This window comes from Actinoplanes sp. NPDC048988 (assembly GCF_043197815.1).
Taxonomy (GTDB): domain Bacteria; phylum Actinomycetota; class Actinomycetes; order Mycobacteriales; family Micromonosporaceae; genus Actinoplanes.
In genome coordinates, this window is sequence record NZ_JBICTW010000007.1 from 197,647 (window position 1) to 222,900 (window position 25,254).

24 protein-coding genes and 1 pseudogene are annotated in these 25,254 nt (G+C 71.6%); 10 read left to right on the forward strand and 15 right to left on the reverse strand.

Going from position 1 to position 25,254, the window contains the following annotated elements; translation table 11 throughout:
• Window positions 1–8: 8 nt before the first annotated feature.
• The 3 genes from ACGFJ7_RS23795 to ACGFJ7_RS23805 all read left to right on the forward strand — a co-directional run bounded on the left by ACGFJ7_RS23795 (window position 9) and on the right by ACGFJ7_RS23805 (window position 1,385).
• Window positions 9–347, forward strand: coding sequence for a hypothetical protein (locus ACGFJ7_RS23795; protein ID WP_392643826.1), 339 nt, complete (start codon window positions 9–11; stop codon window positions 345–347).
• Between the two features lie 9 nt (window positions 348–356).
• Window positions 357–731 (forward strand): VOC family protein, encoded by a 375-nt coding sequence (locus tag ACGFJ7_RS23800; protein ID WP_360255685.1) that lies wholly within the window; start codon window positions 357–359, stop codon window positions 729–731.
• A gap of 69 nt (window positions 732–800) precedes the next feature.
• The gene (locus ACGFJ7_RS23805) at window positions 801–1,385 is read left to right on the forward strand and encodes a hypothetical protein (protein WP_392643828.1); all 585 of its coding nucleotides are present in this window, start codon (window positions 801–803) and stop codon (window positions 1,383–1,385) included.
• A gap of 2 nt (window positions 1,386–1,387) precedes the next feature.
• Here ACGFJ7_RS23805 and ACGFJ7_RS23810 read toward each other — a convergent pair whose 3' ends face one another.
• Genes ACGFJ7_RS23810 through ACGFJ7_RS23820 form a run of 3 tightly spaced genes read right to left on the reverse strand, consistent with a single transcriptional unit; the run spans window position 1,388 to window position 5,309 of the window.
• Window positions 1,388–2,737, reverse strand: coding sequence for a (Fe-S)-binding protein (locus tag ACGFJ7_RS23810; protein ID WP_360255681.1), 1,350 nt, complete (start codon window positions 2,735–2,737; stop codon window positions 1,388–1,390).
• Window positions 2,738–3,856: an FAD-binding protein gene (locus tag ACGFJ7_RS23815; RefSeq protein ID WP_360255679.1), complete on the reverse strand. Its 1,119-nt coding sequence runs from the start codon at window positions 3,854–3,856 to the stop codon at window positions 2,738–2,740.
• Window position 3,857: 1 nt separating this feature from the next.
• Entirely contained in the window at window positions 3,858–5,309 is a 1,452-nt protein-coding gene (locus tag ACGFJ7_RS23820; protein WP_360255677.1) for an FAD-linked oxidase C-terminal domain-containing protein, read from the reverse strand.
• 62 nt (window positions 5,310–5,371) lie between these two features.
• Between ACGFJ7_RS23820 and ACGFJ7_RS23825 the strand changes: the two genes are divergently transcribed.
• On the forward strand, window positions 5,372–6,055 hold the full coding sequence (locus ACGFJ7_RS23825) for a hypothetical protein (RefSeq protein ID WP_360255675.1): 684 nt from the start codon (window positions 5,372–5,374) through the stop codon (window positions 6,053–6,055).
• 127 nt (window positions 6,056–6,182) lie between these two features.
• On the opposite strand, the gene ACGFJ7_RS23830 is transcribed toward ACGFJ7_RS23825, so the two are convergent.
• Window positions 6,183–7,334 carry a cytochrome P450 gene (locus ACGFJ7_RS23830; RefSeq protein WP_360256091.1) on the reverse strand — a complete coding sequence of 384 codons (1,152 nt, stop codon included), beginning with the start codon at window positions 7,332–7,334 and terminating at the stop codon, window positions 6,183–6,185.
• Between the two features lie 292 nt (window positions 7,335–7,626).
• On the opposite strand from ACGFJ7_RS23830, the gene ACGFJ7_RS23835 reads away from it, so the two are divergent.
• Complete coding sequence (locus ACGFJ7_RS23835; RefSeq protein ID WP_360255673.1) at window positions 7,627–8,043, forward strand: helix-turn-helix domain-containing protein; 417 nt, start codon at window positions 7,627–7,629, stop codon at window positions 8,041–8,043.
• On the opposite strand, the gene ACGFJ7_RS23840 is transcribed toward ACGFJ7_RS23835, so the two are convergent.
• Both ACGFJ7_RS23840 and ACGFJ7_RS23845 read right to left on the reverse strand, forming a co-directional pair.
• Window positions 7,982–9,040, reverse strand: a complete 1,059-nt coding sequence (locus tag ACGFJ7_RS23840; RefSeq protein WP_360255671.1) for an MAB_1171c family putative transporter — start codon at window positions 9,038–9,040, stop codon at window positions 7,982–7,984. The genes ACGFJ7_RS23835 and ACGFJ7_RS23840 overlap by 62 nt on opposite strands.
• Window positions 9,037–9,510, reverse strand: coding sequence for a hypothetical protein (locus tag ACGFJ7_RS23845; protein WP_360255669.1), 474 nt, complete (start codon window positions 9,508–9,510; stop codon window positions 9,037–9,039). Before ACGFJ7_RS23845 ends, ACGFJ7_RS23840 begins: the two co-directional genes overlap by 4 nt.
• A gap of 190 nt (window positions 9,511–9,700) precedes the next feature.
• Between ACGFJ7_RS23845 and ppdK the strand changes: the two genes are divergently transcribed.
• The gene (gene ppdK / locus ACGFJ7_RS23850; RefSeq protein ID WP_392643832.1) at window positions 9,701–12,382 is read left to right on the forward strand and encodes a pyruvate, phosphate dikinase; all 2,682 of its coding nucleotides are present in this window, start codon (window positions 9,701–9,703) and stop codon (window positions 12,380–12,382) included.
• A gap of 101 nt (window positions 12,383–12,483) precedes the next feature.
• Window positions 12,484–12,891 carry a VOC family protein gene (locus tag ACGFJ7_RS23855; protein WP_360255665.1) on the forward strand — a complete coding sequence of 136 codons (408 nt, stop codon included), beginning with the start codon at window positions 12,484–12,486 and terminating at the stop codon, window positions 12,889–12,891.
• 53 nt (window positions 12,892–12,944) lie between these two features.
• Here ACGFJ7_RS23855 and recQ read toward each other — a convergent pair whose 3' ends face one another.
• The 3 genes from recQ to ribA are packed head-to-tail and all read right to left on the reverse strand — an operon-like array spanning window position 12,945 to window position 17,688.
• Window positions 12,945–15,047 carry a DNA helicase RecQ gene (gene recQ, locus ACGFJ7_RS23860; RefSeq protein ID WP_392643834.1) on the reverse strand — a complete coding sequence of 701 codons (2,103 nt, stop codon included), beginning with the start codon at window positions 15,045–15,047 and terminating at the stop codon, window positions 12,945–12,947.
• A gap of 55 nt (window positions 15,048–15,102) precedes the next feature.
• Window positions 15,103–17,013 carry a SpoIIE family protein phosphatase gene (locus ACGFJ7_RS23865; RefSeq protein WP_392643835.1) on the reverse strand — a complete coding sequence of 637 codons (1,911 nt, stop codon included), beginning with the start codon at window positions 17,011–17,013 and terminating at the stop codon, window positions 15,103–15,105.
• A gap of 33 nt (window positions 17,014–17,046) precedes the next feature.
• The gene (ribA, locus tag ACGFJ7_RS23870; RefSeq protein WP_360255659.1) at window positions 17,047–17,688 is read right to left on the reverse strand and encodes a GTP cyclohydrolase II; all 642 of its coding nucleotides are present in this window, start codon (window positions 17,686–17,688) and stop codon (window positions 17,047–17,049) included.
• 157 nt (window positions 17,689–17,845) lie between these two features.
• Between ribA and ACGFJ7_RS23875 the strand changes: the two genes are divergently transcribed.
• Window positions 17,846–18,538 carry a dihydrofolate reductase family protein gene (locus ACGFJ7_RS23875; RefSeq protein WP_360255657.1) on the forward strand — a complete coding sequence of 231 codons (693 nt, stop codon included), beginning with the start codon at window positions 17,846–17,848 and terminating at the stop codon, window positions 18,536–18,538.
• 472 nt (window positions 18,539–19,010) lie between these two features.
• Here the strand turns inward: ACGFJ7_RS23875 and ACGFJ7_RS23880 are convergent.
• From ACGFJ7_RS23880 to ACGFJ7_RS23900, 5 genes and pseudogenes are all read right to left on the reverse strand, one after another.
• Window positions 19,011–19,922: pseudogene (locus ACGFJ7_RS23880) on the reverse strand (YbhN family protein); the annotation flags it as partial.
• Between the two features lie 60 nt (window positions 19,923–19,982).
• Window positions 19,983–20,750 (reverse strand): class I SAM-dependent methyltransferase, encoded by a 768-nt coding sequence (locus tag ACGFJ7_RS23885; RefSeq protein ID WP_392643837.1) that lies wholly within the window; start codon window positions 20,748–20,750, stop codon window positions 19,983–19,985.
• Entirely contained in the window at window positions 20,747–21,850 is a 1,104-nt protein-coding gene (locus ACGFJ7_RS23890; protein WP_360255653.1) for a glycosyltransferase family 4 protein, read from the reverse strand. Before ACGFJ7_RS23890 ends, ACGFJ7_RS23885 begins: the two co-directional genes overlap by 4 nt.
• On the reverse strand, window positions 21,847–22,245 hold the full coding sequence (locus ACGFJ7_RS23895) for a 6-carboxytetrahydropterin synthase (RefSeq protein ID WP_360255651.1): 399 nt from the start codon (window positions 22,243–22,245) through the stop codon (window positions 21,847–21,849). Before ACGFJ7_RS23895 ends, ACGFJ7_RS23890 begins: the two co-directional genes overlap by 4 nt.
• Before the next feature lie 13 nt (window positions 22,246–22,258).
• Complete coding sequence (locus tag ACGFJ7_RS23900) at window positions 22,259–23,227, reverse strand: zinc-binding alcohol dehydrogenase (RefSeq protein ID WP_392643840.1); 969 nt, start codon at window positions 23,225–23,227, stop codon at window positions 22,259–22,261.
• Between the two features lie 107 nt (window positions 23,228–23,334).
• Between ACGFJ7_RS23900 and ACGFJ7_RS23905 the strand changes: the two genes are divergently transcribed.
• Together ACGFJ7_RS23905 and ACGFJ7_RS23910 are read left to right on the forward strand one after the other, a co-directional pair.
• The gene (locus tag ACGFJ7_RS23905) at window positions 23,335–24,117 is read left to right on the forward strand and encodes a CDP-alcohol phosphatidyltransferase family protein (RefSeq protein ID WP_392643843.1); all 783 of its coding nucleotides are present in this window, start codon (window positions 23,335–23,337) and stop codon (window positions 24,115–24,117) included.
• 58 nt (window positions 24,118–24,175) lie between these two features.
• Window positions 24,176–24,331: a hypothetical protein gene (locus tag ACGFJ7_RS23910; RefSeq protein WP_360255645.1), complete on the forward strand. Its 156-nt coding sequence runs from the start codon at window positions 24,176–24,178 to the stop codon at window positions 24,329–24,331.
• Here ACGFJ7_RS23910 and ACGFJ7_RS23915 read toward each other — a convergent pair.
• On the reverse strand, window positions 24,300–25,187 hold the full coding sequence (locus tag ACGFJ7_RS23915; RefSeq protein ID WP_392643845.1) for an ABC transporter substrate-binding protein: 888 nt from the start codon (window positions 25,185–25,187) through the stop codon (window positions 24,300–24,302). The genes ACGFJ7_RS23910 and ACGFJ7_RS23915 overlap by 32 nt on opposite strands.
• Between the last annotated feature and the right edge of the window lie 67 nt (window positions 25,188–25,254).

The window sequence follows — 25,254 nt, forward strand, 5'->3', positions numbered from 1 at the left end:
GCCGGCCGGTGGGTGTGCCGGGGCTCTCCTCGTCGGTGGTGTGCCGGCTGCTCGAGGTCGACCGGGCTCTCGGATGGCCGGACGGCCGGTGTGCCGAGGCGGTCGGTGTCTGGCGTGGGCCACGCGATCGGGGGGCGGCGGTTCCGTGGGGTGGCCCCGGCTACGACTGGCGGAATCCGGACGACCCGCGCGCGGTCCTCGAGGTCGCGCTGCGGCGGCTGTCCCGGCGGGCGCGGCGGGAGCTGTGGGCGCTGGTCGAGCCGGCCGACGAGCGGCGCCGGCGGCGGTGGGTGGCTGATCCGTTCGCGCCGCTGGAGCTGCCGTGGTGGGTGCGGACGTGGCGGTAGGTTGACGGCATGATCCTTCGCCACATCACTGTCGACAGCTCGCAGCCGTACGAGCTCGCCCGTTTCTGGAGTGAGGTCACCGGCTGGCCGCTGTCCGACGAGGACCTGCCGGACGACGACGAGGTGCTGCTGGCCGCGCCCGAGCCGGTGCCGAGCCTGCTGTTCATTCGGGTGCCCGAGGCCAAGACGGTGAAGAACCGGCTGCACATCGACTGGATGCCGGACGAGCGGACCCGCGACGAGGAGGTCGAGCGGCTGGTCGGCATCGGCGCCAAGCTGTACGAGGACCACCGGGCCGAGGGCGGCCTGGGCTGGGTCACCATGCAGGATCCGGAGGGCAACGAGTTCTGCGTCGAGCGCGGCACCACGGAGCGCGATCTCTAGGGTCTTGATCGATCGGCTTCCACGCGGAACTATGTTTCGCACTGAGAAACCGAGAGAGGGGACTCGTTCATGCTCAGACGTATCACCGTGCTCTTTTCCGCTGTCCTTCTATTGATCACCACGGCCTGGGCCTTGCCGGCTCAGGCCGTCGGCGTCTACAGCCGGGCCTTCACCAACGCGTATCACAACGCGGGGCAGAACCGCAGCATGTGCCTCTGGGTCCACGACGACCGGGGGTTGGGCTACAACCCGTACCTCCAGAGCTGCGCGACGTCGCCGAACGCTCTGGCCAAGTTCTGGCTGCACCAGAAGGAGGACAACTGGGAGGGCAGCAAGCACCCGATGTGGGTGATCCAAAGTCAGGGCACGACGCTGACCTCCTGCCTGGAGGCCTCACCCCGCTCCGACGACCCCTTCAACATCGGGCTCGGCACCTGCGACTGGGTCGGCGAGGGGAACAACAACAAGCAGTGGGAGGCGTTCTGGATGCCCCAGTACGACGCCTGGGTCATCAAGAGCATCGGCGGCTGGAAGCGGGGCTTCGATCTGTGCCTCGGCGCTTTCCAGTACGGGCTCACGACGCACCTGGTGAAGTGCAACCTGCATGACGGGCTGCAGCACTGGAAGACGGGCGCCGCGACCCCGGTGTCGTAGCGCTACGCGAACGCCGACGGGCCCAGGTTGCGGATCGACGCGTCCAGGACCTGGGCCGTGTGGGCCAGGGCTATCGTGCCGCCCTGGCGGCGGATCGCCGAGGCTACCTGCATGAGGCAGCCGGGGTTGGCCGTGACCAGCAGGTCGGCCCCGGTGGCCAGCACGTTCGTGGCCTTGCGGTCGCCCAGTTCGGCCGCGGGGACCGGGTTGAGGATGTTCCAGACGCCGGCCGAGCCGCAGCAGATCTCGGGGTCGGCGATCTCGCGTACGGTCAGGCCGGGAATGCCCTTCAGCAGCGAGCGGGGCTGATTCCGTACGCCCTGGGCGTGGCCCAGATGGCACGCGTCGTGGTAGGCGACCGTCAGCGGCAGCGGATGCCGGTCGGCCACCGGGCCGAGGTCGTGCAGCAGTTCGGCCAGGTCGCGGACCTTGGCCGTGAACGCGGCGGCCCGGGCCGCGTACGCCGGGTCGTCGGCCAGCAGGACGTCGTACTCCTTCAGCGACGAGCCGCAGCCGGCGGCGTTGACCACGAAGTAGTCCATGCCGGTGTGCTCGAACGTGTCGATGAGCTTGCGGGCGAAGCGTTGCGCCTCCGGCTTGCGGCCGTTGTGCACGCTCAGCGCGCCGCAGCAGCCCTGCGTGGGCGGGATCAGCACGTCGCAGCCCTCGGCGGCCAGGACGCGTACGGTCGCGGAATTGACCTCGGGGAAGAACGCGCCCTGAACACAACCGGTCAGCATGCCCACGACGGCCCGCCGTTGACCACGGGCCGGAACCAGGCGCGGGGGCGGGGGAATCCGTCGTGGGTGAGGGGCGAGCGCTTCGAGGGTGGCCAGGGTCGGTGAGAGCCGGGCCAGCAGCGGCGTGATCAGCCGGTCGAGGCCGGCGGCGCGGTAGGCGCGCAGCGGACCTCGGAGAAGGCGCAGCCGCCGCCGGTACGGGAACACCGCGAAGATCGCCGAGCGTAGCGCCCGGTCCCGGGGTGAGCGGCTGTGGCGGCGTTCGATCTGGGCCCGGGTGTCCTCGATCAGCCGGTCGTATTTCACCCCGGACGGGCACGCCGTCACGCAGGACATGCAGCCCAGGCACCGATCGAAATGCGCCACCATCGAGTCGCTGAGCGGTTCGCCGTTCAGTCCCTGGTTCATCAGGTAGACGCGGCCGCGCGGCGAGTCCGCCTCGGCGCCCCAGAGTGTGTACGTCGGGCAGGCCGGCAGGCAGAAGCCGCAGTGCACGCAGTCGGCGACCAGGTCGGCCCGGGGCGGATGGTCGTCGTCGAAGGCGGGCGGACCGGCGACCGGCCCGAGCACGTCGCGCGGTGGCTCACCGGTGCCCCAGGTGGCGTCGACCATTCAGATGCCTCCCACAAAGCGGCCGGGCGCGAACCGGCGATCCGGGTCGAACTGGTCCTTGATCCGGCGCATCAGCACGAGGCCGGGCACCGGGCCCCACATGTCGAGGATGTCGCGGACGGGTGGCGGCGCGGTCAGCACGACCGCGTGCCCGCCGAGCCGCACGCACTCCGCCCGCAGGCGTTCCACCTCGGTGATGTCGCGCGGCGCCGCGTACAGCACGCCCGTACCGGCCGATCCACGCACCGGAAAGCCCACGTCGGCCAGGGCCGGCACCCGCGATTTGGGCACCGACAGCTTCATCCCGATCTCGCCGTCGGCCCACGGCGCCACACCCCACCAGGCCGGCGCCTCGTCGCCGATCTGCCCGCCGATCAGCTTTTCGACCACAGACGCTCTTTCCCGTACGCCGGTGGCGGTGCCCTCGAGCAGGACGGCCAGTTCCCCGGAGGCCGAATCGATCTCGAGCGCGCTCGGCACGACCTGCGCGCCGAGGACGGCCGCGACGGCCGAGGCGGGTGCGGTTGTACGGACGTACAGCCTCGAAGCCGCACGCGGATGCAACCGGAAGGCGCACTCGGTGATCAGCCCGAGGGTTCCGTAGGAACCCGTGAAGAGCTTGCCCAGGTCGTAGCCGGCGACGTTCTTGACCACCTTGCCGCCGGAACGGGCGACTTTGCCGTCCGGCCGCACGATCGTGATGCCGATCAGCAGGTCGCGGACCGTCCCGTAGTGCAGCCGCCGCGGCCCGCTGGTGTTCGCCGCGACCGTCCCGCCGACCGTCGCGCCGGGCGGCCCGTCGAGCACCAGTTGCTGATCTCCCAGCGACAGCTCGGACAGCGGCGTCCCGGCGCGGAGCACCGTGATCAGGTCGCCCGCGGCGTGCTCGACGATCCCGGTCAGCCGGGTCGTGTCGATGATCAGGTCGAGCCGGTCCGGCGGCGGCCCCCAGTGGAGCTTGGTGCCGGCGCCGCGGACGACGACGGTCAGGTCGCGCGCGGCGGCGATCAGCGCGGCCGCCTCCGCTGTCGACGCCGGCGCCGCGACCAGCCGGGCGGGCACGCCGCCCACGTGGTCGTCGCCGGTGGCCGGCCGCGTGAGGTCGTCCAGGGCGCTCATGTCAGAACACCTCGGCGTCGCCGAAGGCGTCGGCCGCGCGATGGCGGCCGGGCCGCTCGCCGCACAGTCGCGGCGTCGGGAAGATCTTGCCCGGGTTGGCCAGGCCGCCGGGGTCGAAGGCGCAGCGCAGCAGCTGCATGGTGTCGAGGTCGTCGTCGCCGAACATGCGGGGCATGTATTTCGCCTTGTCGGCGCCGACCCCGTGCTCGCCGGTGATCGACCCGCCGTACTCGACGCAGAGGTCGATGATCGCCCCCGAGGTGGCCTCGGCCCGCTCCGCCTCGCCCGGGACGGCGTCGTCGAAGAGCACCAGCGGATGCAGGTTGCCGTCGCCGGCGTGGAAGACGTTCGCCACCCGGACGCCGTTCTCCGCCGCGAGGTCGTCGATCTTGCGCAGGACCTGCGGCAGCGCGGTTCGCGGGATCACGCCGTCCTGGACGATGTAGTCGGGGCTGATCCGGCCCACGGCCGCGAAGGCCGACTTGCGGCCCTTCCAGAACAGGGCCCGCTCGGCGTCGTCGGCCGCGATCCGCAGCTCGAACGCGCCGGCCTCCTCACACAGGGCCGTGACCTGCTCGAACTGGGCCTCGACCTCGGCCGCCGGCCCGTCCAGCTCGACGATCAGCACCGCCCCCGCGCCCGCCGGGTAGCCGCAGGCCACCGCCGCCTCGGCCGCCTCGATGGCCAGCGCGTCCATCATCTCGATGGCGGCCGGCACCACCCCGGCCGCGATGATCGCGCTGGTCGCGGCGCCGGCCTGGTCGACGCCGGGGAACGCGGCGAGCAGGGTGCGCACCGACTCGGGCAGGCGGGTCAGGCGTACGGTCACCTCGGTCGCGATGCCGAGCGTGCCCTCGGAGCCGACGAACGCGCCGAGCAGGTCGTACCCGGGCGGGTCCTCGGCCCGGCCGCCGATCCGGACCAGGTCGCCGTCGGGGGCGACGAACTGCAACCCGGTGACGTGGTTGGTGGTGAAGCCGTACTTCAGGCAGTGCGCGCCGCCCGAGTTCTCGGCCACGTTGCCGCCGATCGAGCAGATCTGCTGGCTGGACGGGTCGGGCGCGTAGTAGTAGCCGTGCGGGGTGGCGGCCCGGGTCACCTGCAGGTTGATCACGCCGGGTTCGACCACCGCCCGCTCGTCCTCGGGCGCGACGTCGAGGATCCGGCGCATCTGCGCGGTCACGATCAGGACGCCGTCGGCGTGCGGGAGCGCCCCGCCGGACAGGCCGGTGCCCGAGCCCCGGGCCACGAACGGCACCCGGGCCGCGGCGCACGCCCTGACCACGGCCGCGGTCTGGGCGGCGGTGTGCGGCAGCGCGACGATCGCCGGGACCACCCGGTAGTGGGCGAGGCCGTCGCACTCGTACGTCCGCAGCTCCTGCCGGTCGGTGATGACCTGGTCGGGGCCCAGCTCCGCCCGCAGCCGCCGGGCCAGCGCATCGAGGTCGGTCACCCCGACAACCTAACCCGGAGCGCCCGGATCCGTCACGGTATGTGTTCTGCGAAGATGGCCCGATGCTCGCTCGTATCGCCGCCCCCGCGCTCTGCGTCGTGCTCCTGGCCGCCGGATGTTCGTCCGGCGACGACGACCCCGCGCCCGAGCCGACCGGCCTCATCGCCGCCACCACCATGCGCGGGGCGCTGCTGCAGGCGGCCGACATCGGGCCGACGTGGGCGGCGCCGGCCCAGGCGCCCGACCCCCAGCAGATGGTGAGCATCTGCGGCGGCACCTCGACGGCGCCCGCGGTCCCGCCGGGCGGCGAGGTCGTGGCCGCGTCCTTCGTGGACGAGGGGGAGAAGGGCGCGCAGACCCTCGACCAGAAGGCGCTGGTGTACGGGGACGTGAGCGCGGCCAAGGCCGGTCAGGCGGCGCTGCGCGCGGTCGCCGACGGCTGCCAGGCCGACGTGTCGGTGCCGGCCACCGTCACGAACGACAAGTCCGAGCCCGCCTACACCGAGACCGTCGAGATCAAGACGCTGACCGAGAGCGGCTGGGACGGCTTCGCGGTGATCCGGCACAAGAAGTACGAGCCGAAACACCCGGGCACGGCCGACACCGCGGTGGCGGTGCTGTCCAGGAGCAACGTGGTGCTCGTCGATGCGTACGCGATCTATCAGCTGAACAACGCCAGCACGTCGCCCAACTTCTCGGCCGACTGGCAGAAGCTGGTCGGATCGGTTGTGCAGCGCGTCGGCTGAATCTCAAAGCCAGCTGTGAATGCGGCTCCCGGGATGGACAGCCCGGCCGCACTGGTCTAATGTTCCGAGTGCGCCGTTGTGAGTTCTTCCCCCGTGGAATTCACAGCGGCGCCCTTATTTGTCCAGGTCATGTGGTGACCGGCAGGCGGGTGTAACCGCGCAGGGTCAGGCTGTTCCGCCGCTCGGCGCCCTCGGCGCGTGCCAGTTTCGGCAGTCGGCGCATCACCTCGGGGAAAGCCACCTGAGCCTCCAGCCTCGCCAGCGGTGCGCCCAGGCAGTAGTGGATGCCGCCGCCGAACGAGAGCGGCGCGTTGTCCCCGCGGCGCAGATCGAGCCGGTCGGGGTCGGCGAACCGCTCCGGATCACGGTTGCCGCCACCCAGGTAGGCGACGAGACGGTCACCGGGCTCGATGGGCACGCCCGCGATCGTGGTGGCGTCCCACGCCACCCGGCCCAGCAACTGCACCGGCGAGTCGAAGCGCAGCAGCTCCTCGACCGCGGCCTCCGGGTCCTCGTGCAGCGCCGGCACCTGATCCGGGTTGTCCAGCAGCGCGACCAGGCCGTTGGCCAGCAGGTTGGTGGTCGTCTCGAAACCGGCCGCGAACAGCAGCGCGGCCATCGTCAGCAACTCGTCCTCGGTGAGGCGGTCACCCTCCTCCTCGGCGCTGACCAGAGCGCTGAGCAGGTCGTCCTGCGGGGCCTTCCGGCGCTCGGCGGCCAGGGCGGTCAGATAATCGCGCATGACCTTGGCCGCGGGGTCGGCCTTCTCCAGAATCTCCGGCGTGATGATGTCGAGCACCTGCGACCAGTCACGCACCAGAGTCTGGAACTGGGCGCGGTCCTCTTTCGGGACGCCGAGCAGCTCACCGATCACGTTGGCCGGCAGCGGAAACGCGAACGCCGACACGAAATCGGCCTCGCCCGCGCCCCGCAGGTCGTCCAGAAGCTCGCCCACCATCCGCTCGATCGCCGGGCGCAGCTCCCGCACGCGGCGTGCGGTGAAACGTGAGCTGACGAGCCGGCGCAGCCGGGTGTGGTCCGGCGGGTTCTGCGCGATCATGCTGGTGAAGAACTGCTGGAGGGCGGGATGTTCGGCCCAGTCGGGGAAGCCGACGAAGGCCAGCATGTGCGCCGGCATGTGGCCCAGCTTGGGGTCGCGGGCCACCGCCGCGCAGTCGGCGTGCCGGGTCACGACCAGCGCGTTGTCGCCGGCCCGGACCATCGGCGAGATCTCCCGCAGCCGGGCGTACCGGGGATAGGGATCCTCCCGCCCGACCATGGTGGTGAGCTCCGTGAGCAGGGTGAAGACTTCCGGACTCTCGACAACTGTCGTCACGGCGGGCCCCTCTCGGCGCATCGATATGCGACGAAGCCTACCGAGCGGGTGCGACATAAAGGGGTTGAGCGCCCCGTCCGGCTGGCTTACGCTCGTGCGGGCTCATCAACCACAGTTTATGGCGTCCTGCATCGGGGGATGTGCATGGACCGGTCCCGCCGGTCCCTGCTCATGGACGCCGTTCGCTGTATGGTGGGCACCTCATCGTGCGCCGGGCATCGGGGAGGAGGGCGTGGTGGGCGCCTTCCCCATCGCGGAGAAGCTTGATCGCCTGTTCCGCTCGGTCCGGCCGGCCGGGCAGGGCGAGCCGAGCTACATGGCCGTGGCCGAGACGATCCGGTCCGATCAGGGTGTGTCGATCTCCCACACGTACATCTGGCAGCTGCGCACCGGGCGCCGCGGCAACCCGACGATCCAGCATCTGACCGCCCTGGCCACCTATTTCGGGGTGCCGGTGGCGTACTTCCTGGACGATGAGCAGGCGGCCCGCGTCGACGGTCAGCTGGCGCTGCTGCGGACCCTCCGCGACGCGGGGGTCACCGAGATCGCGCTGCGGGCGGCCGACGTGTCGCCGCGCGGGCGGGACACGATCAGCGAGCTGATCCGGAAGGTGTGGGAGTCCGAACGCCGGACCGGCGATAGGCCCGGCTGACCGCGCTCAGCCACGCGACCTCGTCGGCCAGGGTCGAGCCGACCGGCGCCCACGCGGCCTCCGCCGAGCTCTTCGAAGGGGGTTCACCGGCTTTTCGGCGCTCCAGAGCCCGTACGATGGCATCGGCCTCTGAATTTGCCGTTTCGTCCGCTCCGGGCTCGGGGCGCTCGAGGTAGGGGCGCAGGGCCAGCATGCCGTCCCTGATCTCGATGACGCGTCGGTAAAGGCGCAGGTGGATGTCGTCGACGCCGGCGAGCTCGACGATCGCGCGGCGCGGCGTGAAGAGGATGATCTCGGGGAAGGTGTCCCGCATGGCCTTCCACAAAGGCCGCAAAACCAGGAGATTGCGGTACGCGGTGAGCGCGCTCCGGGCCCGCGGACTGGCGGCGAGCATGCCGCCGGTGACGGTGAGCAGCACCGCGACGGTCTGAATCTGCTCGGCGATCGGCTCGACGGTCCGCAGGTCCTCGGCGAGCAGCGCGCTGACGCGGAAGACGGCGAACACGGTGATCATCGCCGTACCCACCGCCATCATGCGCAGGGCGAAGCGGGGGAGGCCCGGGCCGACCTGGCGGCTCGTCGACCAGAACAGAGTGGTCGCGTTGACCAGCACGTAAGCCAGGTAGCCCTCCAGGATCACCCAGTAGGCGAAATGCCGGGTGGGAACGCGCGGGGCGGGCGCCGTGCCGGTGGCGGCGATGATGATCAGCGCGGCCAGAACGCCGATGGCCAGCGCCGTCTGCTGACGGTTGTCGCCGCGCCCGGTGACCAGGGCGACGAAGCGCAGCAGGAAGAACGCGGCCAGCACGCCGCACAGATGGGGCAGAGCGGGTGCCCCGGTCCCGGCGAGGATCGGTGGAAACGCGAAAGTCTTGCCGAGCGTCACCGCGGCGAGCGAGGCCCAGAGGGCGCGCTGGCGGGTGTCGCGAAACAGGGTGGGAAAGCGGACGATCGCCATGCCCCAGAGCAGGGCCAGCAGGATCGCCGAGAGGATCACTCCAGGCCCAGTGCCTCGGCGAGCCGGCCCGGCGTCGTGCGCGGCGGCCGCGGTGACCGGCCCCGGATCAGCGATGCCATCATCTCGGCCTCACGTTCCTGGGTGTCGGAGTACGCGGCCCGGCCCAGCACCCGGCCGACGGTCGCCGGGTCGAGATCGGGGAACAGGCGCGCTCTCTCGCTTCCGGCGCCCGCGCCCGAGTGCCCACTGAGGATATGGGCCAATTCGTGCAGCACGATGTGTTCGGCGTGCAACGGCGACGTGCCGGGATCGTAGAAGACGTGATCGGCCTCGGTGGTGCCGATCCACAGGCCGCAGGGCGCGTCCGCGCTGAGACCGGGCACCGGCCGGCGGATCAGCGGACGGCCGCGCCGCTGGGCCACCTCGGCGCAGAACGTGTCCAGATCGAACGGATCGGGCACGCGGATCCCACGCAGGCGCGACTCGCATCGCCGCCGCAGGTTTTCCACCGTGGCCACGCTACTCGCCGGGGTCGCTGCGCGGAACTGCGCGGAGAAAGCGCTTACCGAACAGGAGGTGATGGTGGCCTGTGCAATACCCCACGGGACAGTTAACTATTAGGCGGATCTCTGCATAGCCTTACGAATCTCGGGGCAGAAACCAGTTCGGCCGCGGAATCGAAACCGGAGGTGACTGGCGATGGAGAAGTTCGTCTACGACTTCGCCGAGGGGAACAAGGATCTCAAGGATCTGCTGGGCGGTAAGGGCGCCAATCTCGCGGAGATGACGAACCTCGGCCTCCCGGTCCCGGCCGGCTTCACGATCACCACATCGGCGTGCCAGCGCTATCTGTCCGACGGCTCGCACGTGGAGGGCCTGGCCGAGGAGATCGATGATCATCTGGCCGCCCTGGAACGCGAGATGGGCCGTTCGCTGGGCGACCCCGCTGATCCGCTGCTGGTGTCGGTGCGTTCCGGGGCCAAGTTCTCCATGCCCGGCATGATGGAGACCGTCCTGAACGTCGGGCTCAACGACGAGTCGGTGGCGGGACTGTCGCGGCAGGCCGGCGGCAACGACCGCTTCGCCTGGGACTCCTACCGGCGCCTCATCCAGATGTTCGGCAAGACGGTGTGCGACGTTCCCGGCGCCGAATTCGAGGACGCGCTGCACGAGGCGAAGGTCCGCAAAGGCGTGAAGGACGACGTTCAGCTCGACGCCGACGATCTCAAGGAACTCGTCACCGCGTACAAGAAAGTCTTCGCCAAACACACCGGCCACGAATTCCCGCAGAACCCCCGCGAGCAGATGGATCTGGCCATCGCGGCCGTGTTCCGGTCGTGGAACGCGGACCGCGCCGTGCTCTACCGGCGGCAGGAGCGGATTCCGGCCGACCTGGGCACGGCCGTCAATGTCGTGGCGATGGTCTTCGGTAATCTCGGCGCCGATTCCGGCACGGGCGTCGCATTCACCCGCGACCCGGCGACGGGCGAGAGCGGCATCTACGGCGACTACCTGCAGAACGCGCAGGGCGAGGACGTGGTGGCCGGCATTCGCAACACGGTGCCGTTGCAGGACCTCGAGAAGATCGACAAGAAGTCGTACGACGAACTGCTCCGCATCATGGCCCAGCTCGAGGGCCACTACCACGATCTGTGCGACATCGAGTTCACGATCGAGCGCGGCAAGCTGTGGATGTTGCAGACCCGGGTGGGCAAACGGACGGCGGCGGCCGCGTTCACGATCGCGGCCCAGCTCGTCGACGAGGGCATGATCTCCCTCGACGAGGCGCTCACCCGCGTCAGTGGGGCCCAGCTGGCCCAGCTGATGTTCCCCCGGTTCGACCTCTCCTCGGATCCCTCCCCGATCACGCGGGGCGTCGGCGCCTCCCCGGGCGCGGCGGCGGGCGAGGTCGTGTTCACCTCCGCCCATGCGGTGGCGGCCGCGGCCGAGGGCAGATCGGTCATCCTCGTACGCCGGGAGACGAACCCCGACGACCTGCCCGGCATGATCGCGGCGCAGGGCATCCTCACGGCCCGCGGCGGCAAGACGTCGCACGCGGCGGTGGTGGCCCGCGGCATGGGCAAGACGTGCGTGTGCGGCGCCGACGAGATGGAGGTGGGCCGCGACCAGTTCACGGTGAACGGCCAGGTCGTGCACGAGGGTGACACGGTGTCGATCGACGGTACGACGGGCCGGGTCTACCTGGGCGCGGTGCCGGTGCAGCCGTCGGAGGTGGTGCAGTACTTCGAGGGCGACCTGGATCCGGCGCTGGCCAACGAGCCGCTGGTCTCGGCGGTGCACCTGCTGATGACCCACGCCGACTCGGCGGCCCGGCTGGCGGTACGGACGAACGCCGACACGGGCGCCGACGCGGCCCGGGCGCGCCGCTTCGGGGCGCGGGGGATCGGCCTGTGCCGCACCGAGCACATGTTCCTGGGCGACCGGCGCCCGCTGGTGGAGCGGCTGATCCTGGCCCGCACGGAGGCGGAGCGCAACGAGGCGCTGTCGGCCCTGCAGCCGTTGCAGCGGGCCGACTTCCTGCAGATCTTCCGCGAGATGAACGGCCTGCCGGTGACGGTCCGGCTGATCGACCCGCCGCTGCACGAGTTCCTGCCGTCCTTGGAGGACTTGGCGGTGCAGGTGGCGGTGGCGAAGGAGCGCGGCGAGGAGGCCGAGCACGACGAGCGGATGCTGGCCGCGGTGCGGCGCATGCACGAGCAGAACCCGATGTTGGGCCTGCGCGGCGTCCGCCTCGGCCTGGTGATTCCCGGCCTGTTCGCGATGCAGGTGCGGGCGATCGCCGAGGCGGCGGTGCAACTGGCGGCCGAGGGCGGCCGCCCCCGCCCCGAGATCATGGTCCCGCTGGTCGGCGCGGTCCAGGAACTGGAGACGGTCCGCACCGAAGCCGAGAAGATCATCGCCGAGGTGGTCGGCTCCTCAGGCGTCCAGGTCCTGATCGGAACGATGATCGAGGTGCCGCGGGCGGCGCTGACGGCCGGCCAGATCGCCGAGGCGGCCGAGTTCTTCTCGTTCGGCACCAACGACCTGACCCAGATGGGCTGGGGTTTCTCCCGCGACGACGTGGAGGGCGCGTTCTTCTGGCGCTACCTGGAGCTGGGCATCTTCGGCATCTCCCCGTTCGAGTCGATCGACCGCGACGGCGTGGGGCGCCTCGTGCGCATCGCGGCCGACGAGGGCCGCGCCACACGCCCCGGCTTGAAGCTGGGCGTCTGCGGCGAGCACGGCGGCGACCCGGAGTCGGTGCACTTCTTCCACGAGGTGGGCCTGGACTACGTGTCGTGTTCCCCGTTCCGCGTACCGATCGCCCGCCTGGAGGCGGGCCGGGCCGCGGTCGAGTCGGCGGGTTCGGACCACCGCTGACCCGTCCACGACCGGGTAGACCTCACCCGCGCGGCTCAACGTCGCCGGGCCCGGGGTCTACCCTCGGCCGGGAGAAGCCTTCATCGCCCAAGGAGTCCGCGATGGCATCCCGGCTCAACCCTTACCTGAGCTTCGACGGCACGGCCCGCGAGGCCCTCGATTTCTACCGCTCGGTCTTCGGCGGCGACTTGACGGTCAACACGTACGGCGAGTTCGGCGCCCCCGACCCCACCTCCGCCGACCGCATCATGCACGGCCGCCTGGAGACCCCGCAGGGCTACACCATCATGGGCGCCGACGCCCCACCCGGCACCACGACAACCCCCGGAAACACCATCGTCTGCAGCCTGTCCGGCGACGCCGGCGAGGGCCTGGAGGAGATCTGGCCCCAACTGGCCGAGGGCGCCGAGATCGAGGTCCCCTTCGAGAAGCAGATGTGGGGCGACACGTTCGGCCAGCTGAAGGACAGATACGGCATCCACTGGATGGTCAACGTCACCACCCGGTAGCCCTCAGCCCTTTGTTCGTCCTGCCTGCCCGCCCGACCGCTCGCTCGCTCGCGTCAGCGGTAGTCCGGCGGCGGCGGCTCGAAATCGTAGTCGAATTCGTCCGGCGGCTCCTCACTGAAGTCGAACGGGTAGGCCTCATCCGGCGCGCCGCGACCCGCCACCGCCGCCGCGCGCTCGGGTGCCGCGCGCTCGGGTGCCGCGGCGCGGTTGGGTGCTGTCGCCGACCTGGGTGCCGTCGGTGTCGCGGGCTCGGGGGCGTCGCCGAAGCGCGAGGCGATGCGGGCGGCCGGTGGCGCGGCGGGCTCCGGGGAGCCGGCGGGGGCGCCGGCGCCGTGCAGGGTGTCCAGGACCTGCTGGCCGAACTTGGCCAGCTTGCTCTGGCCGACACCGCTGACCGTGCCGAGCTCGGCCAGGGTCGCCGGGTTGAGCGCGGCGATCGCGCGCAGCGTGGCGTCGTGGAAGATGACGTACGCCGGCATGCCCTGCTCCTTGGCCGTGGCCCCGCGCCACGTGCGCAGCCGCTCGAAGACCGAGGCGGCGGCGGGGGAGAGGTCGGCCGCGGGCGCCGCGGCGGCCGCGCGCTGTTTCGGGGCCCGGGTCTTGACCGGCGCGACCTCGCGGCGCATCGCGACCTTCGCCTGGCCGCGCAGGACGTCGGCACTGCTGTCGGTGAGCACCAACGTGCCGTACTCACCCTCGACCGCCAGATGGCCCGCGGCCAGGAGCTTGCGGACCACCCCGCGCCACTCCGTCTCGCGCAGCTCGGTGCCGATGCCGAAGACCGAGAGCTGGTCGTGCCGGAACTGCTTGATCTTGTCGGTCTGCTTGCCGACCAGAATGTCGATGGACTGCCCGGCGCCGAATTTCTGCCCCCGCTCGCGCTGCAGGCGCAGCACCGTGGAAAGCAGTTTCTGCGCGGCCACGGTGGCGTCCCACGACTCCGGCGGCGCCAGACAGGTGTCGCAATTGCCGCAGTTGTCGGCGGACTGGTCCTGCCCGAAGTACGCCAGCAGCTCGGACCGCCGGCACGAGACGGTCTCGCAGAGGGCGAGCATGGCGTCGAGGTGCTTCGAGGCGTTCCGGCGGAAGTTGACGTCCCCGTCCGAGCCCTCGATCATCTTGCGCTGCTGGACCACGTCCTGCAGCCCGTACGCCAGCCAGGCCGTGGACGGCTGGCCGTCCCGGCCGGCCCGGCCCGTCTCCTGGTAGTAACCCTCCACCGATTTCGGCAGATCGAGGTGGGCCACGAACCGTACGTCAGGCTTGTCGATGCCCATGCCGAAGGCGATCGTCGCCACCATGACCAGGCCGTCCTCGCGCAGGAAGCGGGACTGGTTGGCCGCGCGGACCCGGTTGTCGAGGCCCGCGTGGTAGGGCAGCGCGGTGACGCCGTTCTGGTTGAGGAACTCGGCGACCTTCTCCACCGACGCGCGGGACAGGCAGTAGACGATGCCGGAGTCGCCGGGGTGTTCCGTGCGCAGCAGGTCGAGCAACTGCTTGCGCGGCTCGTTCTTCGGCACGATCCGGTACTGGATGTTGGGGCGGTCGAAGCTCGCCGTGAAGTGGCGGGCGTCGTCGAGGCGCAGGCGGGTCGCGATCTCCTCGCGGGTGGCGCTGGTCGCCGTCGCCGTCAGCGCGATCCGCGGCACGTCGGGCCAGCGCTCGTGCAGCATCGACAGGCCCAGGTAGTCGGGGCGGAAGTCGTGACCCCATTGGGAGACGCAGTGTGCCTCGTCGATCGCGAACAGTGAGATCTTGCCGCGGTCGAGCAGCCGCTGGGTCGCCGCGACGCCCAGCCCTTCGGGCGCCACATAAAGAAGGTCGAGCTCGCCGTTGACGAACTCGGCCTCGACCAGCCGGCGCTCGTCGTAGTCCTGCGCGGAGTTGAGGAAGCCGGCCCGCACGCCCAGGGTGCGCAGCGCGTCGACCTGGTCCTGCATGAGGGCGATCAGGGGCGAGATGACCACGCCGGTGCCCGGGCGGACCAGCGCGGGGATCTGGTAGCACAGCGACTTGCCGCCGCCGGTGGGCATGAGCACCAGCGCGTCGCCGCCGTCGACGACATGCTCGATGATCTCGCGTTGCTGCCCACGGAAGTCGGGGTAGCCGAAGACGCGATTGAGGACGTCGTAGGCGGGAGTCGGTGGCGAAGTCACGAAGCGATATTAGAGAGGTGGACCGACAAGTTGCCCGGGCCCTGTGGATAACTTTTTACTGTGGATAACTCGAGGGCAGCAGCGCGACGAGTGCCAGAATCGTCTGCGCCGGCGATCCCGGCGACGCGATGAGGCTCAGCGGCGCTCCTTTAGCCGTGTGCTGAGCCGCGACGTGGTGCAGCGCGGACACCCCCGCGCTGGACAAATGCGTCACCGTTGACAACTCCACACTGAGAGGCACAGTTCCACCCCGGCTGCGCCGCAACAGCTCGCGCTGAGCGAGCGACGCCGATGTGGCGTCCAGCGGTCCTTCCACCCGTACGTGTGCTTCGTCGTCACCCTCCTGCTCGACGATGCGGAACTCCACGGCGGCCGGCGCCTCCGGCGGCGCCGGAGGATCGCGCATGTCCAGAAGCCGGGCCGGTCGCGTCAGTGGTTGCCGGATCCGCGCGACCGTGCCGTCTGTGCCGTGCGTCACCGTCAGGCTCTCGACCAGCTGAGAGGTCAGAGCCAGTCCCCGCCCGCGGTTCTCCTGCCGCGACGGCGCCCGCCACGTGCCCCGGTCCGTCACGGCCGCCTCGATCGCGCCCGAGGCAGTCAGCGAGGCCGTCACCGTCACCGTCGAACCTTCCCCGGCGGCCGCGTGCTCCACCGCGTTGGTCATCAATTCCCCGAGAGCGTGCTGAAGCACGAAAACATCCTGGTCCGTGGCCCCCGCCTTCGTCAGCCACGCACCCAGCTCATGGCGCGCACCCCGCAACACCGCCGGCTCGGCCGGCAGATCAAGAGCCAGGTCCGGTACGGGGGTCACGCGCTGCACAGCGAGCAGCGTGATGTCATCGCCGTGGCCCGTCGCGCGCACCAGAAGCTCGACGGTCTGCGTGCACACCCGCTCGGCCGGGGTGGCCCCCGGGTCGCGCAACGCCCGGCCGGCCGCGCTGTCCGCGACGAACTGGGCCAGCTCGGCGGCGCTCGACACGTGATCGCGGCCCGGCCGCTCGAGAATGCCGTCGCTGTAGAGAAGGAGCAGGTCCCCGTCCTGCAGGAGGGCTTGGCCGACGGGGAAGGAACCGCCCGTGCCCAGGGGGGCGCCCCCGGTGAGGGGCAGATACCGCGTACGGCCCGTGCCGCCGACGACGAGCGGGGCCGGGTGACCCGCCGTGCAGTACTCGACCGCGCCCGAGACGGTGTCGAGCACGACCAGGGCGACCGTCGCCGCGTGGGCCGCCGGCACGCGGGCGGCGAACCGATCGACCGCGCCGATCGCCTCGGTCACCGAGGCGCCCGAGCAGAGGCGGTCCTGCAGGACCGCGCGGAGCTGGCCCATCACGCCCGAGGCGGTCACGCCGTGACCGACCACGTCCCCGACGATCAGCGCGAGGCGGCCGTCGGGCCGCACGATCGCGTCGAACCAGTCGCCGCCGGCCGCCGAGTCGACGTCGGCCAGCAGGTAACTCGCGGCGATCTGGGCGCCGGGCAACACGGGAAGCCCGGCCGGGAGCAGTTCCCGCTGGAGCGCCGTGATGACCTCGCGGCTCTCCTCGTACCGGCGGCGCAGGCGCTCGGTGTCGGCGGCCACGGCCTGGCGCTGGTGCACCGCCTCGGTGACGTCGGTGCCGATGCCGATCACCCCGCGCCGCTCGCCGTCCACGGTCCACGGCGTGATCGTGAAGTCGGCGAACATCTCATGGACCGATCCGTCCGGCATGTCCAGATGGACCCGCCACTCCCGGCCGTCGAAGGGTTGGCCGGTCCGGTGGACCTCGTAGTACGCGTCGACGATCTGCTGGCCGACCAGGTCGCTGATCACCTCGCGGATCGGACGGCCGTGGTAGTCGCGGCCGGGCAGGACGGCGCGTGTGGCCCCGCTCAACAGGAGCACCCGCAGATCGGGGCCTTCGCACACGACCAGGATGAACGGCACCTGGTCGACCGCGGTGAGGATGAGCTCGGGGTCGTCCGCCATCCCCTCATGGTGCCGGATGACCCCGGGCATCGGTTACTCGGCCAGGGGTAGTTCGATCGTGTGAGCCGTGTGCGACGCCTTGGTCGCCAGGTATCGCACGTTGGTCGGGGACATGTGGACCCCGGTCGGGATCCGTTGAGTCACGTCGATCCCGTTTTTCTCGAGTTGTACGGCTTTATCGGGATTGTTGCTCAGCAGGCGGATCCGGTCGGCGCCGAGCGCCAGCAGCATCTGCGCGGCCGGCGCGTAGTCGCGCTCGTCCTCGCCGCGGCCCAGGGCGACGTTCGCCTCGTACGTGTCCAGGCCGGCGTCCTGCAGCGCGTAGGCGTCCAGTTTGGCGTACAGGCCGATGCCGCGGCCCTCCTGGCGCAGGTAGAGCAGGAGGCCACCCTGCTCGGCGATCCGCTCCACCGCCTCGCGCAGCTGCGGGCCGCAGTCGCAGCGCTGGCTGCCGAACACGTCACCGGTCAGGCACTCGCTGTGCGGCCGCACCAGCGGGGCGCGGCCGCCGGCGGCGGACTTCTTCAGAGCCCGCTGCCAGTCACCGAGGCCCAGGGCCAGGTGCTCCTTGCCGTCGACGAGGCCGTCGAAGGTCATCACCCGGGCCGGCGTCGCGTACCCGTCCCCGAACCGCAGCGGAACGGTCACCTGCTGCCGCACCGTGGCTTCTATCATCGGTCCTCCTCGTTGGTTCCCCGTTGATCGCTATACCCGCCGCCGGAGTCACCGCACCGCAACAGATTGCGAACGTGCCAGTAATCGTGTCCCGGATTATCTTGGACGCAACTGTTCGGCCAGGGTGACGGTGGTCGCTCGACGGGAGGCGTCATCGGTGGTTGAGCGTCCTTACACGTTGCTGAGCTGCGGCATGTCCATCGACGGGTACCTCGATGACGCGGCGCAGGAGCGGCTTCTGCTGTCCAACGAGGCCGATTTCGACCGTGTCGATGAGGTTCGTGCCGGTTGCGACGCGATTCTCGTCGGCGCGGCGACGATCCGGCAGGACGATCCGCGGCTGCTGGTCCGCTCGGCCGAGCGGCGGGCGGCCCGGGTCGCCCGGGGCGAGGCGGCCAACCCGGTCAAGGTCACCGTGACCAGCAGCTGCGCGATCGACCCCGGCGCCCAGTTCTTCACCGCGGGCGACGTGGACAAAATCGTCTACTGTGCTACGCCCTCGGTCGAATCGGCCCGGGCCAAGCTCGGCGACGTCGCCACCGTCGTCGACGGCGGCGAGCCGGTCGACCTGCGCCTGGTCGCGGCCGACCTGACCGCCCGCGGCGTGCGCCGGTTGATGGTCGAGGGCGGCGGGCGGATGCACACCCAGTTCCTCACGGCGGGCCTGGCCGACGAGTTGCAGCTCGTGGTCGCCCCGTTCTTCGTGGGTGACTCGCGGGCGCCGCGCTTCGTCACCGACGGCGACTTCCCCTGGGGACCGGGGCGTCGTGCCACGCTGGCGGAGGTCCGCCAGATCGGTGACGTAGTGCTGCTGCGCTACGCCCTGTCCGACCGCTTCCAGCCAGCCTGACCAGCTCCCCGGGTAGGGCAGCGGCGGATCGGCCCGCTCCGAGGCCCTGAGCCGGTGCGCCGCGTACGGCTGTGCGGCGGCTGGGGTTGCGTGCTGCTGTGTGGGGGCTGGGGTTGCGTGCTGCTGTGTGGGGGCTGGGGTTGCGTGCGGCTGTGCGGCGGCTGGGGTTGCGTTCGGCCCGCGGCCCGGGCGGGGCCACGGGCCGCGGCGTAAGGGCCAGGCCAAGGAGGGCCGCCTCTCAGGCGCCGGTGCGGGCCAGATCGCGGCCGAGCAGCATCTCCGGCGCGATCGGGGCCGCGAAGCGGGCGACGGAGACCGGCACGGTCGCGGACGCGGGCACCAGCACGGGCAGTGGCGCCGACACCGGCGTGCTGAGAACGGGCGCGGGTGAGACGGGCACCGGCAGGGCGGGCGTGGGGGAGACCGGGATGGCGCGGCGTGCGGCGAGGGTCGTGCGCAACCCGGCGGTGGCCCGGATGAGGAGGACCGCCGCGCCGGGCAGGGCGGCCACGAAGGCGAAGACGCCGTAGACGACGGCCGCGGTCAGGCCCTGGGTGGCGCTGAGGCCGGCGGCGCCGAAGGCCCAGGCACTCACGGCCTCGCGGGGGCCCCAGCCGCCGACGTTCAGGGGCAGGGCCATGGCCAGCAGGGCCAGCAGCATCAGGGGCGCCAGGCGCAGCAGGGAGGCGGTCGAACCGGCGGCCCGGGCCGCCACCACGAAGGTCGCCAGGTGGCCGACCAGCACCACCGTCGAGGCCAGCGTGATGCCGGGCCAGTTGCGGCGGGCCAGCAGGCCGGTGCGGATCTCGGCGGCGCCGGTACGGACCGCGGCGGCGACCCGTGAGCCGCCCTGGCGCAGCTTGCGGACGGCGAGCAGCAGGATCACGCCGACGGAGACCAGGGCGGTGGCCGCGACCGCCACCGTGGCGCCGTGGCGCGAGAGGACCGTCAGCACGGGAGAGGGCACCGTGAGCAGCACCGTCACGCTGACGGCGATCACCACGATCTGGCCGGCCGTGCGTTCCAGGACCACGGCCCGCACGCTCTTGGCCACGTCGCCCTCATCGCGGCCGTGGGTGACCGCCCGGTCGACGTCGCCGAGCACGCCGCCGGGCAGGGCGGCGTTCAGGAACAGGGCCTTGTAGTAGTCGGCGATCGCGCCGCGCAGCGAGAGCCGCAGGCCCAGGCCGCGGGCCACCAGGCACCAGCGCCAGGCGCTGAAGACCGTCGTCACCACGCCGATGCCGAACGCCAGGGCGAGCAAGGGGCCGTCGATCACCCGCAGGCCGTCGAGGAAGGCGCCGGTGCCCAGCCGCCACAGGAGGAAGCCGAGGATTCCGGCTCCTCCCAGGATCCGCAGCCACACCCAGATCGATCGCGTCACTTCGCCGTCCCCTTCGATAGCCCGTCTTTCCCCTAGTACGCCGGGGCGGGCACAAAGGGTTCAGCCGAAGATCGCTAAAAGATCGACATGTCCGACCGACACGCTCGGCAAGTCACCCAGACGGGCGGCCTGATAGTCGTCCAGGACGAGGCTCGGCTCCTGTTCGCGGGCGGCGGCGACCCATCCGCGCAGCCATTCCGCGGTCAGCTCCGGGTGTTCCGGTCCGAGCCGCCACGGGCTCGGCCTGGTCACCACGGTCGCGCCCGCCTTCTCGAAAGCCTTCGCGGCGTACGCCGGCGCGTCCGGCCCGAGCAGGGCGCGGCCACCCTCGACCCGGCGCTGGTGGGCGTTGAACGCGGCCACGACCTGCTGGTCCTCCGGCCGCGCGGGCTCGAACGTGACCTCGCCGGCCACCGACAGCGTGAACAGCGCGGCCGTTCCGGCTGCGGCGCACGCGGCGACCAGTGAGTCGATCTCGTCCTCGGTGAGCAGGTCGAGCAGCGCCGAGCAGGTCACCAGATCGGTGCCGTCCAGGTCCTGCGCCGTGAGCGCCGTCACATCGCCGAGGGCGCCCTCCACGGTGACGCCGGGCAGCCGCAGGTGCGAGGTCGCGTAGTGCAGCAGCTTGGGGTCGCGGTCGGCCAGGATCCAGTGCTGCGGGGTGGGCAGCCGCGGGGCGAGCCAGCGGCCCAGCGAGCCGGTGCCGCAGCCGAGGTCACGGATCACATGGATCGGCTCGGGAAGCCGTTCGACCAGGTCGGCCGCGCGGGCGACGGCGTCGGCCGGCTCACGCAGGCCCAGCCACGACTCGCTGAACTCACCGGTCATGCGGACTCTCCTTCGATCGACGAGGCCGGCGCCCGGGTGGCGGGCGGGGCCGGGGTGGTGCGCGACGGCGACGCTGGTGGCATGCCGTCGAGGATGTCGGTGACGCGCTCGGCCGTGGCGGTCCAGGTGGGCAGGGTCTCCCGGCGCTGGAGGGCGGCCGCGCGCAGGGAGGCGCGCAGGGCCGGGTCGGTGAGCCAGGCGCGCAGGGCGGCGGCCAGGGCGGGACGGTCCTCGGGGGGCACGAGCATGCCGGGCAGGCCCAGCGGGGTGGTGCCCAGGGCCTCGGGGACGCCGCCGACGGAGGTGGCCAGCACCGGGATGCCGCGGGCCAGGGCTTCGGTGACCACCATGCCGTACGTCTCGTTGCGCGACGGCAGGACGAAGAGGTCGGTGTCGGCGTACGCGGCGTCGAGGTCCGCGCCGGCCAGGGGGCCGACGAATTGGATGCGGCCGCTCAGGTACGGGACCGGGTTGACCAGGGCACCGGCGAAGGTGCACTTCCAGCGCAGGCCGGGCAGGTCGTTCTCGAGGGCGCCGACCAGCAGGTCCTGGCCCTTGCGGGGGGAGACCGAGGCGACGCAGAGCAGGCGGTGGCCGTCGGGGTGCGGCTCCGCGGGCGGGAACTGGCCGACCCCGGGCGCGGCGACCTCCACGTGCGGCAGGTCGTGCATGGCCGTGATGTGGGCGGCGGCGGCCTCGCTGGTGGCGATCACCGTGGTGGCCAGGTGCAGGGCGGCGCGTTCCTTGGCGCGCAGGTCCGCCGCCTGCTCGGGCGCGAGACCGGTCTCGTCACTCAGGGGCAGGTGCACGAGGACGGCCAGGCGCAGGCGCCGGGCGTGCGGCGCCAGCAGTTCCGGCACGCCGCAGCCGACCAGGCCGTCGACGAGCACCAGGGAGCCGTCGGGGATGTCGGCCAGCGCCCACTGCAGGGCGCGCCGGGAGGCGGGGCTCGGCGACGGCCACGTGCCGCCGATCGCGAGCTCGTGGACGTCCCGGTGCAGGCGGCAGAGGACCTGCCGGTCGTAGCGGTTGCCGCCGCTCGGTGCCGCCGGGTCGTCGATCCCGCCCGGCAGCACCGCCCAGAGTGGTGATGAGCTCACAGATCGCGCTCGTACGAGGCCCATGCGATGTGCGACTCGTGCAGGGTGACCGAGATGCCGGTCAGCCCGGCCGCGCCGGGACCCAGGTCGCCGGCGGCGGCCTTGTCGGCCAGGCGGTCGGCGATCACCTTGGCCAGGAACTCGGTCGACGTGTTGACGCCCTTGAAGGCCGGGTCGTCGTCGAGGTTCTGGTAGCTGAGGCCGCCGCAGATCGCGTGCAGTTCCTCGCTCGCCCGGCCGATGTCGACGACGATGTTGTCGTCGTCCAGCTCGGGCCGGCGGAACGTGGCGTCCACCACGAAGGTCGCGCCGTGCAGCTTCTGAGCCGGTCCGAAGACCTCACCCGAGAAGCTGTGGGCGATCATGATGTGGTCGCGGACGGTGACGCTGAACAAGATCAGCTCCTCCTCAGTTGTAGTCGATCACGTGGCAGAGTGCCGGAAGGCTACCGTCGGCCAGCCGCGGCATGATCTCGGGCAGGTCCCCGAACGGGGACCGGCCGCTGATCAGCGCCTCGAACCGGTCATCGCGCAGCAGATCGAGCGAGAGGGCCAGCCGGTCGGCGTACGAGCGGCGGTGATCCGGCCGGATGCCGCCCACCTGGCTGCCGCGTACGGTCAGGCGCTTCGAGTGGAAGAACTCGCCCAGGGGCACGTCGACCTGCTTGTCGCCGTACCAGCTCAGCTCGACGACGGTGCCCTCGTAGGCCAGCAGCTCCAGAGAACGTTTCAAGCCGGCCGGCGTGGCACTCGCGTGGATCACCAGGTCGCAGTCGCCCAGGGCCTCGTCCGGACGCGCGAAGGGCACGCCCAGCCGCGCGGCGAGGCCGGCACGGGCCGGATCGATGTCCACGAGCTGGATCCGTACCCCGGGAAAGCGCGCGAGAATCGCCGCCGCCGAACCACCGACCATGCCGGCGCCGACCACGGCCACCCGATCGCCGATCAGCGGGGCCGCATCCCACAGGGCGTTGACGGCCGTCTCGACGGTGCCGGCCAGCACGGCGCGGTGCGCCGGAACCTCGGCCGGGACCACGGTGACCGACGACACGGGCACCACGAAGCGGGTCTGATGCGGGAAGAGGCTGAAGACCGTACGGCCGAGAAGATCTTCCGGGCCCTTCTCGACGACGCCGACGTTGAGGTAGCCGTACTTCACGGGGGCCGGGAACTCGCCCTCCTGGAACGGCGCGCGCATCGCCGGCCACTGGCTCTCGGGCACCCGGCCGGTGAACACCAGCGTCTCGGTTCCCCTGCTCACGCCGCTGTGGAGGGTGCGCACCAGAACCTCGTCCGGACCCGGCTCGCGGACCCTCTCCGGGCGGATTTCACCCCGGCCGGCCTCGGCGAGCCAGAACGCCTCGGCGTCACCCGACATGGGAGGTTCCCTTCAGCAGGCTGAACCGTTCGCCGGTTCCGCTCGTGTAAAGCGCTGACGACGGCAACCATACGCGGCGGCCGATCTTGTGAACCGGAGGAGCCACGGTGACCCTCAGTACCGCCGAAGCAGTGACCGGCCCCTCGCGCGGGCCGGTGCTCGGTCTCGCCGCCCAGCTTTCCCTGCTGGCTCTGCTGGGCAGCACCCTCAGCCTCACCGCGGGCGGGCTGGTCGCCGGGGCGGCGTACGGCCTGGTGCTCTGCGGTCTGCTCGGCGCCGGGCTCGGCCGGGCCGGAATGACGCGGCTCGGCGCGGCGAACGCGGTCACGCTCAGTCGCGCCATCCTGGCCGGCGGCGTGACCGCGATGGTGGTGACCTCGTTCACCGATCCGGTCAACACGGCGGTGCTGGTCACCATCGCGGCGGTGGCGCTGGCCCTGGACGGCGTGGACGGGCAGGTGGCCCGCCGCACCAACACGGCGACGGCGCTCGGGGCGCGGTTCGACATGGAGGTCGACTCGTTCCTGGTCCTGGTGCTCAGCGTCTACGCCGGCGACCACTACGGCTGGTGGTGGGTGGCGATCGGCGCCTTCCGCTACGTGTTCGTCGCGGCGTCCTGGGCGTGGCCGTGGCTCAACGCCCCGCTGCCGCCGCGGTTCTCCCGCAAGATCCCCGCGGTCGTCCAGGGCGTCGGCCTCGTCGTGGCGATGGCCGGGTTCCTCCCGGTGCCGGTGACGGTGGCCGGGCTCGCCCTCGCGGTCGCCACCCCGGCCTGGTCGTTCGGCCTGGACATCCGCTGGCTCTACCGCGCCATGCGGGTCCGCGAGGCCGCCCGCTCCCGCTGGGCGACTGACCCCGCACCGGCCCGCCACCCCGCCTTGGCCCACTGACCGCCGGTTTTCCCCGGTTAGGCGGTGGCGGGGGCGGGTCAGCTGAGAGGCTGGGGGCATGTCGAATGTCGCCGACAAGTCGGTTCACGAGCGGTGGGTGGAAGCGCTGACCCGGGCCGGGGTGCCGCTCGACAAGATCGCCGAGGCCCTGAAGGACGTCACCGAGCAGGAGGCCGAGGCCCTCAAGAAAGACGTCGAGCGGATCTCGGGCTAGGCCCCTGGGGGAACGCGGCCGGGTGCAGGATGGCCGCGATCGTCTCGACGCCGTCGATCAGGCGCGGGCCGGGCCGGACGATCAGGCTGTCGCCGTCGAGGGCCCAGACCTGGGCGCCCGGGAAGTGGGGGACCACCGCGGCGGCCTGGGCGGCGGCGCCGTCCAGGTGGAAGCCGCACGGGGTCACCAGGACTATCCGCGGGTCGGGGGCGGCCAGGTCGGCGTACGTCGTCTCGATGGAGCGCTGCCCACCGCGCGCCGCGACCGGGACGCCGCCAGCCGCGCTGACCAGGTCGGGCACCCAGTGGCCGGCGGTGAACGGCGGGTCGACCCACTCGACCACGGCCACCCTCGGGCGGGTACGGCCCGCGACCGCCCCGGCGACGGCGGCCAGGCGGTGGCGAAGGCCCGCGACCAGCGCCTCGGCCCGCTCGGGCACCCCCGCGGCCATCCCCACCTCGAGGAACGTCTCCAGGACCTGGTTCAAGGTGTACGGGTCGAGCGACAGCACCTCGGCGCGGCAGCCCAGATGGTCGAGCGCGTCGTTGACGTGCCCGGACGGGAGCGCGCAGACCCGGCAGAGGTCCTGGGTCAGGATCAGCTCGGGGTCGAGGGCGGCCAGCGCGCCCGCGTGCAGCGTGTACAGGTCCTCGCCGTTCGCCATGCGGGTCCGTACGTATTCGTCGATCTCGGCCGGCGTCAGGCCGCGCGTGTCGCGGCCGCCGACCACCACCGTCTTCTCGGTACGGGCCGACGCCGGTTCGTCGCATTCGAAGGTCACCCCGACCAGGTCGTCGCCCAGGCCCAGGGCGTAGACGATCTCGGTGGCCGACGGGAGCAGGGAGACCAGGCGCATCGCTCCATCATGACGGGCGCGCGCCCCCGGCCTGACGGAGGCCGGGGGCGCGCGGGGAGCGGTGCGG